Raw genomic sequence first — 11,575 nt, 5'->3', positions numbered from 1 at the left:
GATCCGGTCCGGACGCGCGGGGCGGTGACAGCACTCACCATCTGGCAATTCGGAGCAAACATGGCAATTCGTCAGGGTTCCACGGACACGTGGACCAAGTCCTCGTACTCCACAGGAAACGGCGCGTGCGTCGAGGTCAAGTCACCGGTCACGGCGGCCATGGCGGTGCGGGACTCCAAGGTTCCCGAGGGCCCGGTCCTGGCGTTCCCCGCGAAGGCGTGGAACACCTTCGTGGCGTCGGTGAAGGCGTAAGGAGCGGGTCTGTCCGATCCTCAGCCGCAACCGACTTCGCGCTCAACAACTGCACAAGCACCATAGGCAGAGCCCTCTCGACCAGTCCGCCGTCCTTGCCGAGAGGGCTCGGCCGTGCCCGCGCTCAGCGCAGCTCCGCCACATACCGGTCCGTGCCCGGGACCGTGGGAACGAACGGCGCCACCAGCTCCACCCGCCCCAGTGCGGCCTCCTCGACCGCGGCGTCCAGACCTGTGAAGGCGCCCGCCCAGCACTCCCTCGGGTCCGCTTCCAGGAACCACAGCAGCGTCAGGCGGGTGTCGACGCCCTCGACCTGCTTGACGTACGACATGCGGTCCAGGGGCAAGGGCGTCGGCCGGAAAATCGTCACCAGCGCGGCCGGGGAGCCCGCCGCCAGGCGCCCGGGGAGGTGCTTCGCGCGCAGCCACTCCAGCAGTTCGGCGCGCTGCTGCGGTGAGTCGGCGTCGATGACCTGCACCACCAGGCCCGCGTACGGGTGGTCCAGGGCGTGGAAGTCGCGGGGGCCCGCCGCGCCGTCGCGGTACACCGTCGCCTCGTGGTCCTGGAACGCCGTGAAGACATGGGTGCGGTCCTGGTAGACCCGGGCGTCCCGGTTGAGGCGCTTGTTGATCGCCACCGTCCAGCGCATGTGGTCGTCGTAGCGGCCGGCGGTGATCCAGTACGTCGAGATGTAGCAGCCCGCGGTGACCGGCTGGGCGATCGCCGACTTCTCCGGGTAGCGCAGCAGTTGCAGGTCCCTGGTCGCCACCCAGCGGCGGCCCGCGAACATCCACGGCATCGCCATCGCGCCGGCGTAGTAGTGGTCGTCCTCGTACCAGCGGTTGTAGGCGTACTCGTGGCCCGGGTGCGGTTCCACCATGGTGATCAGGGCGTGGCCCGGGTGGACGCCGTACGGGCCCACGGCGGCCAGTTCGGCGTACGTCCCGCTGCGGGTGTCCTCGCTCATTGCCGTCCCCTTCCTTCCTCCCTCGGACGCCCATACTCTGACGCCCCGTCAGTTAATGCGCCATAGCCCGGAGAGCCCCGATGCCTGCGGGTGCCGCCCGGCCGCCGCCGACAGGGTGATGTCGCGGTACCGGCTCCCCGGCCCCGGCGTGTGTGGGACCGGCGGCCGGAGCGGCTTTGACGAACATGTCGGCATGTTCATCGGCCGGTGCAGGTATGCCAGACCCTCAGTCACACCCGCACGGGCGCGCCGACGGCCGGTGAACCGCAGCGAGGCGGCGGTGTACGACGTGTGGATCACGGTGCGCCACGGCGGTGCGCCGCGGTCCCGGAACGTACGCCGGGGAGGGGCATGCCCTGGGCAGCGACCGGGCCGGCGCCCTCGGACGCTCCGGCGGGACCGGGTCCCGTTTCCCGCTCACCTCGCCGGTCTCCGCCCGCTTCACCCCTCGGGAGCAGCCGCCACGGCCACCCGCCCGCCCTGCGCCCGCCGGCTCCTCCCGGCGCGGGTGGCACGGCCCACGCCCCCTCCCGGCATCGCCGCACCCGGCGAGGCCGAGGCCGGCGTGGTGGCCGAACGCTCCCGCATCGACGGCGTGCACTGCGCATGCCTGCTCACGCCCGATACACCAGGAGCCAGGCCCTGATGACCAAGACCCTCGTGACCGTCTTCGGCGCCGCCGTGCTCGCCGCCGGCGCGGTACTGGTCAAGCACCACTACTGGCCACTGGAACCGGACCACAAACCGCGCGAGGAAGTGGCCGAGTACATCGCCATGATGGTCAGTGTGCTCTACGCCCTCGTCCTGGGCCTGTCCTTGGCGGCCGTCCAGGGGATCCAGAGCAGCGCCGGGGCCCACGTCCAGGCCGAGGCAAGCGCGGCACACCAGATCCTGCTGCTCGCCGAAGGGCTGCCTCCCGCACAGGCCGAGCGGACGCGCGTCGGCGTCGACGCGTACGTGCGCCACGTCGTGACCGTCGAATGGCCCGCCATGGCGCACGGCACACTGGACGGCGGCCGGGGCTGGGACCTGGTGGAACGGCTCCGGACCGCCATGCAGGTTCCGGACACCGCCACCGCGGCCCAGCAGCTCACCGGCAGGGAGACGCTCGCCCAGCTCAGCACCCTCAGCAGAGCCCGGCGCGGGCGCGAGGCCGACGTGGGCGCGAGTCTGTCGCCCGTGCTGTGGTTCGGTCTGCTCGTGGGCGGCGTGCTCACCATGGCGTTCATCTTCGTCTTCGGCATCGACCGGAGCTTCACTCACGTGGCCATGGTGATGGGACTGAGCGCGCTGATCACCCTCACCGCGCTGCTCGTCCACCATCTCAACACGCCCTTCAGCGGCTTGTTCGCGGTGGACGCGACCCCCTTCATGCGCTACTTCCCGTTCCCTTGAACTCACCCGGCGGCACGACGGTCGCCGGGGCACCGACGGCCCAGTTCGGCATGACAAGCCGCAACACCCCTCATAGCCTTGCCCATGAATGCGGCATTCGTGTGCATTGTCGTGAATGTTTTGCATGCCGATGCGTCGGACGGGATGAAGGGAATACGGATGGTGAGTGCCGATGGCACCGATCTGACGTTCCGTCCGGGAACCGATCTCTCGTCCCCGCCTCCGTCGCCGTCGCCGAGACGGAGAGTGCCGCGCGGACGCTGCACCGCCGCGGCCGCGATGTGCGGCCTGCTGAGCCTGACAGGGGGTGTGGCGGCCCTTCTCGCCTGGCGTGCGGGCGGCCGTGCGGCCGTCGGCTCACCTCTGTTCGGGACCGCGGTGATCTGCGGGGTGATCGCGGGTTTCTGCGCCGCCCTCCTGGTCACCCGCCCCTGGGAGTTCACCGCCCGCAAGGTGTGGTTGACCAGTGTGGCCTTCACCCTGGTCTGCGTGACCGGGATGACGGTCTGCTGGGCGGCCATCCTCCGCGACGAGGGCGGGAGCCTCGCCGCCGGGCAGACCATGCGCGACGAGGGGGACGTGCAGCGGTACCTGGAGAAAGCGATACCGCAAGGACGGTCTCCGGTCATGATCCGCACCGGCCTGTACGTGGAGTCCATAGAGTTCACCAGCGCCAGCAACGTGGCCGTGACGGGGTATGTGTGGCAGCGGTATCCCGAAGGATTCCCCAAGGACGTCACCAAGGGTGTCGTCTTCCCGGAGGCCGACAACGCCTACCTGAGATACCGCGACATCGCCTACGACAAGACGGCGGCAGACGGAACACGGACCATCGGCTGGTACTTCACCACGACCTTCCGGCAGCGGTTCGACTACCACACCTACCCTTTCGACCGTCAGAACGTCTGGCTGCGGATGTGGCAGCCCGACTTCGACAAGGACGCCGTCCTCGTCCCGGACCTCTCCTCCTATCCGCCCTGGACGGACAAGCGCATACTGGGCGTCGACGGCCAGATCGTCACCGGCCAATGGCGGCCGGTGTACTCGGTCTACAGCTACGCCCGTTACTCCTATCCCACGAGCTACGGCCTGAAGGCGTACGACCGGCCCGTGAGTTACCCGGACCTGTACTTCAACATGGTCTTCGAGCGAAACTTCACCGGCGTGGTCATCGGCGATCTCGTCCCCGTCGGCCTCATCGCCCTGGTGGTGTTCGCCTCGCTGTTCGTCACCAGCCGGGACCAGAAGTTCCAGCTCTACGGCTCCACCACGTTCGCGGTCATGGCATTTCTGGTGACCATGCTGCTGGTGGTGGTCGTCGACCACAACCAGCTCAGAACGATCTCGGCGGACGGCTCGGTGATGTACTGGGAGTACGTGTACTTCGGGCTCTACCTGCTGCTGGTCCTGGCCACCGCCAATGGCGTGCTGATCGCCCTGGACCGGCCCGGCGCGGTTCTCACCAGAACCAGTTGCCTGCCGGCCAAGGCGCTGTACTGGCCGCTGCTGGCCGTGGTCATGCTGGCCGGCACCGTCGCGGTGTTCTTCGGGGTGGGCTGGTGATCAGTCCGCGGCGGCGGCCAGCTTCGGCACGAGGACCGAGGCGTCCACGGTGCCCAGGCCGGAGGCCAGGTCGTAGCCCCTGGTGGCTTCGAAGCCGTCGGGGCCGTTGTCGCCGACGGTGATGTCGACGACGCCGCCCTTCGGATCCCGGGCCAGCGCGTACAACGCGTCGTGGATGCCGCCGAGCCGGCTGCCCGCCTTCTCGTTGGCGAGCGCGACGAGGGCGGCGAACACGGGTGCGGCCCCGGCGGCGCCGCCGGCCGGCATCCAGCCCGCGCCCCCGGGCAGGAATCCCTGGTAGATGAGGGCGCCGCCGGAGGCGGAGGCGTCCATGGAGAGGTCGCAGGTGCCGCGGGACTCATCGACCACATCGCTGACCCGATCCTGGTAGACGGGCCGCGGGAAAATCTGTGACGGGCCCCCTCCGGTGGCACCGGCCCGGTCGCGCCGGACGGTGTCCGGGCCCGTGCGCTCACCCTTGTCGTCCAGGTGCAGCCGGGAGGCGCCGAGCGCGAGCACGCTCGGGTCGGAGGCCGGCCAGGACGCGGACCTGACCCGCTCGCCGCCCGGTCCGATGGGCGGGGCGGCGCCGGAGTCGCCCGCGTCGGCCACCAGGGTGGTGCCGCCCGCCACCACCGCCGCCAGGGGGTCGCCGAGTTCCTCCAGGTCGTCGGCGGGTTCACCGCTGTTGCCCGCGGCGGTGTACTCCGGGATGCCGAAGCCGATGGAGATCGCGTCCGGGGTGTGCCGGTGAACGGACTCGCCGATGCCGTCGAGGATCAGCTCGGCGCCCGCCGCCGCTCCTTCCGCGGCTTCGCGGGCGGACTGCGGACGCGGTGAGCCGGCGGGGGCGAGGACGGTGCGCCGGGCCGCCTCAGGCAGGCCGATCGCGGTGACGACGATCTTGGCATCCGGGGCCACCATGTGCACCGTCTGCACGGCCAAGGTGGTCTCCACGGCCGCGTCGGCCATCCGCTTGTTCCCCGGGTCGAACGGGGCGATGCGCCCGGCCGGGTCGTAGGGGTCGACGGCCAGGTCCGGCTTCGGCAGCTTCATCGCCCTGCTGAAGGTCTCCAGATCCTTCCTCAGGGTGTCGGGCACGACCTCCTCGTAGACCACCACTGTGCGGCCCTTGCCCGTCAGTCCGGCCGAGTTCAGCTTGTCGACGCCGTACGCGCTGCGCACCAGGTCCGGCCTGTGGCAGGCGGTGCCCAGCCTCGCACGGCACTGCGCAGCCGTCGGCATCGTGCGGAAAGGGCGCGGGGCGGCGGCGGAGGGGGAGGGAGAAGCGGAGGGCGGGGCGGAAGCGCGGACGGCGTCCGAGACGGCCGTTGCGGCGGCCCGCCTCGGCTCCGGTCCGGAGACGTCGCCGCAGCCCGAGACGGTCACGGTCAGCGTCGCGACCGACGTCGTGGCAAGGAGACACCAGCGCTTGGTGAGCGGGGCAGCCATGCTCCCATCGTGGACACGCTCCGTGCACGGCGCCCGCTGGGCTGGGCTGTCGGAGGACAACACGTACACCGTCGGACGCGGCCGGCCCGTCGCGGCCCATCCCCTTCACGCCCTTCCCTCCTCTCTCGCGCACTCATACTCTGACGCCCCGTCAGATAAATCGCCACGGTGCGCGTCGAAGGTTTCAGCCAGGGAGGCCCCATGTCACTGCTCAGCGGCAAGACCGTCGTCGTCTCGGGAGTCGGCGCCGGGCTCGGCCATCAGGTCGCGGCGGCGGTCGTACGAGGCGGCGGGAACGCCGTACTGGGGGCGCGTACGGAGGCCAACCTGGCCAAGTGCGCGGCCGAGATCGATCCCGGCGGGGCGCACACGGCGTACCGGGCGACCGACATCACGGACGAGGGGCAGTGCGAGGCGCTGGCCGCGCTGGCCCGTCAGCGGTTCGGCGGGATCGACGGGGTCGTACATGTCGCCGCCCTGGACTCCTGCTTCGGCGGCCTGGAGGACGCCGACTTCGCCACCTGGCAGTCGGTGCTCGACGTCAACCTGCTGGGGTCGCTGCGGATGACCCGCGCCTGTCTGCCGGCGCTGAAGGAGGGCGGCGGCTCGGTGGTGTTCATCGGGACGCAGTCCGCGGTGGCCGCCCCGACCCAGGTGCGGCAGGCCGCCTACGCCGCCTCCAAGGGCGCCCTCACCAGCGCCATGTACTCGCTGGCCCGGGAACTCGGCCCGCACCGGATCCGGGTCAACACCGTGCTGCCGGGCTGGATGTGGGGGCCTCCGGTGCAGGCGTTCGTCCGGCTCAGGGCGCAGACGGAGGGCGTACCGGAGACAGACGTACTGAAGCGGCTGGCGGGGCGGATGGCGCTGCCTGAGCTGGCCACGGACGGGGATGTGGCGGGCGCGGCCGTGTTCCTCGCGTCGGACCTGGCCCGGGCCATCACCGGGCAGTCTCTGCTGGTCAACGCCGGTGAGCTGATGCGATGAGGGACACGGAGAGCGATTCATGTAAGTGAACGCAGGCCATCATGGCGAATACTTTTACCTCCCCTTGACCTGACGCTCACTTGTCGTGTTCACGCGACAGCGCCCACGATGAGCGCCGGGCCGAACCCTGGGAGGACGCACATGAACGGTCTCGACTGGGCCGTGCTCATCGGCTACTTCGGCGTGATGGTGGCGATCGGCGTCTGGTCGCACAAACGGGTGGACAACGTCAGCGACTTCTTCACCGCGGGCGGCAAGATGCCGTGGTGGCTGTCCGGGATCTCGCATCACATGTCCGGATACAGCGCGGTGATGTTCACCGGGTACGCGGGCATCGCCTACACCTACGGCGTCACATCCTTCGTCACCTGGTCCTTCCCCATCGCGCTCGGCATCGCCATCGGCTCGAAGCTGTTCGCGCCGCGCATCAACCGGCTGCGCTCCCGCCTCCATGTGGCCTCCCCGCTGGAGTACCTGAAGAACCGCTACGACCTCAAGACCCAGCAGGCGCTGGCCTGGTCCGGCATGCTGCTGAAGATCGTGGACGTGGGCGCGAAGTGGGCCGCGATCGCGACGCTGCTGTCGGTCTTCACGGGCGTCAGCCTGAACCAGGGCATCCTGATCACCGGCAGCATCACCGCCGTCTACTGCACCATCGGCGGCCTGTGGGCGGACGCGCTCACCGAACTCGGCCAGTTCGTCATCCAGTTGCTGGCCGGCGTCGCGATGTTCGTCGCGGTGATCCTGGAGCTGAACGACAAGGGCATCGGCTTCTTCGGCGCCTGGGACGAGCCGGAGCTCCAGGGCCACGGTGAGCCGCTGGTCGGCCCCTACGGCACGGTCTTCCTCCTCGCCTTCCTCTTCATCAAGCTCTTCGAGTACAACGGCGGCATGCTCAACCAGGCCCAGCGCTACATGGCCACGGCCACCGCGCACGAGGCCGAGCGCTCGGCGCGGCTGTCGGCGCTGCTGTGGCTGGTCTGGCCGGTGGTCCTGTTCTTCCCGATGTGGATGTCGCCGCTGCTGGTCGAGTCGCAGAAGCCGGACGGCTCCGACTCCTACGGCCTGATGACCGAACAGCTCCTCCCGCACGGCCTGTTGGGTCTCGTCATCGTCGGCTTCTTCTCGCACACCATGGCCATGTGCTCCTCCGACGCCAACGCCATCGCGGCCGTGTTCACCCGGGACTGCGCTCCGGTGATCTGGCGCCGGGCGCGGACCTGGACCGAGGGGCAGGGGCTGCGGGTCGCCCGGATCACCACCGTGGTCTTCCTCGGCCTGTCCATGGCGGCGGCGACGCAGGTCAACTCGCCCACGTTCAAGGACATCATCACGGTCGTCATCAAATGGGTCGCCGGTCTGATGGGCCCGATGGCGATCCCGATGATGCTGGGCATGCTCCGCCCGTTCCGCCGCTCCGGCCCGACCGCCGCCCTCGTGAGCTGGTCGATGGGCCTGCTCGCCTTCTGGCTGGTCAACTACCCGATCAGCTGGCAGATCGAGGGCGGGGTGCCACTGCAGTACCAGGTCTCCATCCCGCTGGCGGTCTCGCTGGTCCTGTACATCCTCATCGGCTACATCAAGCCGGAGGACACCCCGGAGCGACTCGCGATCGTCGAGCGCATCAACACCGACGGCGACGGGGCCGCGGCGGCGGCGGTGCCGGTGGCCGGGGAGCCGGTGGCCGGGGAGCCGGTGGCCGGGGAGCCGGTGGAGGACGCGGTGGGGACGCGGGCGGCGAAGGACTGAGGCCCGCTGTCCCCCCTCTCGGCCCTGTCGGCGCGAGTGCCTCCCGAACGGCTCATCCGCCGCGTCATCCGCCGAGCAGACGCAGGTCCGACCGGACGATCGTGGTGGTGATCAGCAGGTCGGTGATGAGGTTGTGGTTCAGGGTGTTCCCGACCGGCTGCGGGACGTCTTCCTCCAGGAGCCCGGGGACGCCGTACTCCTTGCTGAGGCGTTTGCGCACCTTGGCCACGATGTGCGCGGCGCGCTTGGGGCTCCACTGCCGCTGCGGCTGCAACTCGCCCAGTTCGAAGGCGACCTGGGCCCAGGCCAGGGGCTGCGGATACCGTTCGAGCCGCAGATAGCGCTGCGCGAGGCAGACGAGCACCAGCTTCTCCTCGGCCGACAGCACCCGGGCCTCGTGGCGCGTCTCCTCCTCGCGCAGCCCGCGTCCGCTCCCCGCGCGGGCCGGCGCCGACGCCGTGATCCTGACCTCCAGCAAGTGCTCCTGCCGCGGCGATACGACGAACAGCGGCGTGAAGCCGGCCGACAGACGCGCCCGGCCGCCACCGAGCACCAGCCGCGACCCGGGGAAACGGATGGGCAGACCGCCGGTGTTGTGCAGCACCCAGCGGGCGGACTCCCGCACGATCAGGCCCTGTCGCCGGCTGACGCGCGTGTCGCCCGCGCCGACGCAGACGTGGACCTCGGGCTCGTTGCGCCCGAACACCAGGGTGAAGTCCGCGTCCGGCGCCACGCTCATGCCGCCGTTCACGCCGAGGACATGGAGCGTGCCCGGCAGCCCCGGCGGCACCGTGCGGCTGAGGCTGCCGATGTCCCGCGGAAGCAGACTGACCTTGCTCGCCGGACTCGCCATGGCCTCCCCCTGGGGCGTGTGTCGGTGGAGGGCGAGGGTAGAGGCCGGCGTCCGGGAGGGGTCCCGGGGCGGAGACGGTCACCGACTCATCGACCACCGACCATTGGCCCCTCCCCGGCCACCGCCTCATCGGCCCTCCCCGCCCACCACGTCGATCAGGCCGCGAGGCGCGTTGTCGCCGAACAGGAGCTCCTGGAGGTGGGCGCCTTCGTCGGCGGCCTCGGCGCTGCGCGGGAACATGGCCCGCTCGTACTCGGTGAGCGCGGCCTCGATGTCGTCGGCATGTGCGGCCAGGGCCCTGCCGAGTTCGGCGCCGTCGAGCATGGCCGGGTTGGCGCCCTCGCCGTTCGGGACCGCGAGGTGGGCGGCGTCGCCGAGCAGGGTCACCCCCGGCACCCGGTCCCAGCGGTGCCCCGCCGGCAGGGCGTGGCGGGGGCGCAGGACCGGCGCGGTGCCGCCGTCGGTGATCAGCGCGGTGAGTTCGGGTGCCCAGCCCTCGAACTCCGCCGCGATCCGCGCGATCACCGCCGCGGCACAGAACGCGGGCCGGCGTGAGTCCGCCGAGTCCGGCGCCGGTGATCGTGGCAGGGGTGCTGAGCATGGTGGCTCCTCGGGGATCGGGGCCTCCCGGCGGGCTCCGGGCGGCCGTCCCCGGAACGGTGCCGGGCCCCGCCGGCAAGCCGCCGACACCGAACCGACAGCACGCGACAGCAGCGACAGCACCCGACAGACAACCGGCACCCGCCCCCGTCAGTTCCTCGGCGCCGCGCCGATCCGGTCGGCGATACCGACACCCAGCAGCGCCTCCTCGTCGGTGCCGAGGAACTTCAGGGACTTCTTGTCGAAGACCCATGTGGCCTGGTCGTCGCGGTCCTTGGGGTCCTGGTCCTCGAAGGTGAGTCCGACGCCCTTGCGCCCGGCGATGTCCTCGGCGTCGCGGACCACCGAGACGCCGGGGATCCTCGCGGCGGCACGATAGAGGGCGGCGTTCAGCTCGGGCAGCAGGGTCGCCGAGGGCAGCATCGCGCCGATCTCCTCGAGCGCGGCCGCCTCGTGCGTCGGCCCCTCCCCCTCGGTGCCCTCCCAGATCTTCCGGTACAGCTTCCGCGGATCGGTCGGCAGGGCCTCCAGCTCGCGGTAGTAGGTGACGTTCGGGTCGCGGCCCAGCTTCATGTCACCGCTCTGGTGGAAGGGGTCCGGGCCGGCGAGGACCTTGATCCGGGCGAGTCCGGACCGCCTGCCGTCGACGGGCTGCCAGTCCTCACGGCGCAGGGTGTTGACGCCGTACTCCTCCATGTCCTGGGTGCCCTGGGTGGCGACGTAGACGTACTGGTCGTCGCGGACGGGGGTCGTGGGCCGGGCGGCGGCGACCTCGGCGATGCGGTTCAGCAGGTCGACGGCCTCCTGGTCGGGGGCGGGGCGGCTGCCGGATCCGCCGAGGAGGACGGTGGCGGTGACGGCGGCGGCGGTGACGAGGGGGACGGCGACGGCGGCGAAGCGCCGACGGCCGCGTGTGCTGTTGTTGGTGCTGTTGTTGGTGCTGTTGCCAGGGCTCGAGGTGAGCTCGCGCATCAGGTGTTCCCTCAGGACGGTCCGGCGGTCGCTCGGCAGGAGCGGTTCACCCGGGCTCGGCAGCAGCCGGGCCAGTTCTTCACGCTCGGTGGGGTTCATCGGCACTTCTCCTGTCTCGACCGGGCCGCTCGCTGCGGCCACCCGGTTCCTGTCCGGCGGCGGGAGTGCGTCCCGTGGTTCTTCTCAGCTCCGCCTCGGCCAGCCGCCGCAGCCGCTGCCGGGCGCGGGCGAGGCGGGAGCGCACGGTGCTGGCGGGGACGCCGAGGGCGTCGGCGGCGGCCGCGTAGCTCAGGCCCGACCAGACGCACAGCGCGAACACCTCGCGTTCGTCTCTGCGCAGCCGGTGCAGCGCCGCGCGGGCGGCCGCGAGCCGTTCGGCGTCCGCCATGCGGCCGACGACCTCGTCGGCGAAGTCCGGCACGGTCTCGCGGTCGGTGCGCCGGTCCGGGATCCGGGCGAGGGCGGCGCGGTGCCGGCGGGCGGCGCGACGGGAGTTGCGCAGCACGTTGGTGGCGATGCCGTACAGCCAGGGCCGCAGCCCGTCACCCTCGTCGGGGTCGGGGGGCTCGGGTCTGAGCCGGTCGCGCAGCCGCCAGGCCTCCAGGAACGTCAGCGACACCGCGTCCTCGGCGGCGCCGCGGTCGCCGGTCAGCCGGGCGGCGTGGCCGTAGAGGGCCTGCGCGTGGGCCGAGAACAGCTCGGCGAAGGCCTCGGGGTCACCGGCCCGGATCCGGGCGCGTAGGGAAAGGTCCACACTCCGCCCTGTCCGCCCGCCTCATCCTGTC

At 71.1% G+C, this 11,575-nt stretch carries 10 protein-coding genes and 1 pseudogene; 5 read left to right on the top strand and 6 right to left on the bottom strand.

Going from position 1 to position 11,575, the window contains the following annotated elements:
- The first annotated feature begins 60 nt into the window (after positions 1–60).
- Positions 61–252 (top strand): DUF397 domain-containing protein, encoded by a 192-nt coding sequence (locus ACP4J3_RS24255; RefSeq protein WP_194045001.1) that lies wholly within the window; start codon positions 61–63, stop codon positions 250–252.
- Positions 253–376: 124 nt separating this feature from the next.
- On the opposite strand, the gene ACP4J3_RS24250 is transcribed toward ACP4J3_RS24255, so the two are convergent.
- The gene (locus ACP4J3_RS24250; RefSeq protein WP_426537799.1) at positions 377–1,219 is read right to left on the bottom strand and encodes a hypothetical protein; all 843 of its coding nucleotides are present in this window, start codon (positions 1,217–1,219) and stop codon (positions 377–379) included.
- Between the two features lie 645 nt (positions 1,220–1,864).
- Here ACP4J3_RS24250 and ACP4J3_RS24245 point away from each other — a divergent pair.
- Positions 1,865–2,614: a DUF4239 domain-containing protein gene (locus tag ACP4J3_RS24245; protein WP_426537797.1), complete on the top strand. Its 750-nt coding sequence runs from the start codon at positions 1,865–1,867 to the stop codon at positions 2,612–2,614.
- Positions 2,615–2,860: 246 nt separating this feature from the next.
- Positions 2,861–4,177 carry a hypothetical protein gene (locus ACP4J3_RS24240; RefSeq protein WP_426537795.1) on the top strand — a complete coding sequence of 439 codons (1,317 nt, stop codon included), beginning with the start codon at positions 2,861–2,863 and terminating at the stop codon, positions 4,175–4,177.
- Here ACP4J3_RS24240 and ACP4J3_RS24235 read toward each other — a convergent pair whose 3' ends face one another.
- Positions 4,178–5,629: a peptidase S8 gene (locus ACP4J3_RS24235; protein WP_426537793.1), complete on the bottom strand. Its 1,452-nt coding sequence runs from the start codon at positions 5,627–5,629 to the stop codon at positions 4,178–4,180.
- Between the two features lie 201 nt (positions 5,630–5,830).
- Between ACP4J3_RS24235 and ACP4J3_RS24230 the strand changes: the two genes are divergently transcribed.
- Positions 5,831–6,616 carry an SDR family oxidoreductase gene (locus tag ACP4J3_RS24230; RefSeq protein ID WP_426537791.1) on the top strand — a complete coding sequence of 262 codons (786 nt, stop codon included), beginning with the start codon at positions 5,831–5,833 and terminating at the stop codon, positions 6,614–6,616.
- 141 nt (positions 6,617–6,757) lie between these two features.
- Positions 6,758–8,365: a sodium:solute symporter family protein gene (locus ACP4J3_RS24225; protein WP_426537789.1), complete on the top strand. Its 1,608-nt coding sequence runs from the start codon at positions 6,758–6,760 to the stop codon at positions 8,363–8,365.
- Positions 8,366–8,429: 64 nt separating this feature from the next.
- On the opposite strand, the gene ACP4J3_RS24220 is transcribed toward ACP4J3_RS24225, so the two are convergent.
- The 4 genes and pseudogenes from ACP4J3_RS24220 to ACP4J3_RS24205 form a co-directional block, all read right to left on the bottom strand.
- Entirely contained in the window at positions 8,430–9,218 is a 789-nt protein-coding gene (locus ACP4J3_RS24220) for a hypothetical protein (RefSeq protein ID WP_426537787.1), read from the bottom strand.
- A gap of 126 nt (positions 9,219–9,344) precedes the next feature.
- Positions 9,345–9,752 (bottom strand): annotated as a pseudogene (locus ACP4J3_RS24215) (FAD-dependent oxidoreductase); the annotation flags it as partial.
- Between the two features lie 216 nt (positions 9,753–9,968).
- Positions 9,969–10,889 carry a CU044_5270 family protein gene (locus ACP4J3_RS24210; protein WP_426537785.1) on the bottom strand — a complete coding sequence of 307 codons (921 nt, stop codon included), beginning with the start codon at positions 10,887–10,889 and terminating at the stop codon, positions 9,969–9,971.
- Entirely contained in the window at positions 10,870–11,544 is a 675-nt protein-coding gene (locus ACP4J3_RS24205; protein WP_426537783.1) for an RNA polymerase sigma factor, read from the bottom strand. Before ACP4J3_RS24205 ends, ACP4J3_RS24210 begins: the two co-directional genes overlap by 20 nt.
- Positions 11,545–11,575: the final 31 nt, after the last annotated feature.

This window comes from Streptomyces sp. UG1, from assembly GCF_049974585.1.
Taxonomy (GTDB): Bacteria; Actinomycetota; Actinomycetes; order Streptomycetales; family Streptomycetaceae; genus Streptomyces.
Note: the sequence above shows the minus strand (reverse complement) of the source record. Positions and strands in the feature narration are given on the sequence as shown.

Coding starts and splice junctions, on each gene's coding strand:
- ACP4J3_RS24225 (WP_426537789.1), top strand. CDS start 6,758: ATGAACGGTCTCGACTGGGCCGTGCTCATCGGCTACTTCGGCGTGATG.
- ACP4J3_RS24235 (WP_426537793.1), bottom strand. CDS start 5,629: ATGGCTGCCCCGCTCACCAAGCGCTGGTGTCTCCTTGCCACGACGTCG.
- ACP4J3_RS24210 (WP_426537785.1), bottom strand. CDS start 10,889: ATGAACCCCACCGAGCGTGAAGAACTGGCCCGGCTGCTGCCGAGCCCG.
- ACP4J3_RS24245 (WP_426537797.1), top strand. CDS start 1,865: ATGACCAAGACCCTCGTGACCGTCTTCGGCGCCGCCGTGCTCGCCGCC.
- ACP4J3_RS24255 (WP_194045001.1), top strand. CDS start 61: ATGGCAATTCGTCAGGGTTCCACGGACACGTGGACCAAGTCCTCGTAC.
- ACP4J3_RS24250 (WP_426537799.1), bottom strand. CDS start 1,219: ATGAGCGAGGACACCCGCAGCGGGACGTACGCCGAACTGGCCGCCGTG.
- ACP4J3_RS24220 (WP_426537787.1), bottom strand. CDS start 9,218: ATGGCGAGTCCGGCGAGCAAGGTCAGTCTGCTTCCGCGGGACATCGGC.
- ACP4J3_RS24230 (WP_426537791.1), top strand. CDS start 5,831: ATGTCACTGCTCAGCGGCAAGACCGTCGTCGTCTCGGGAGTCGGCGCC.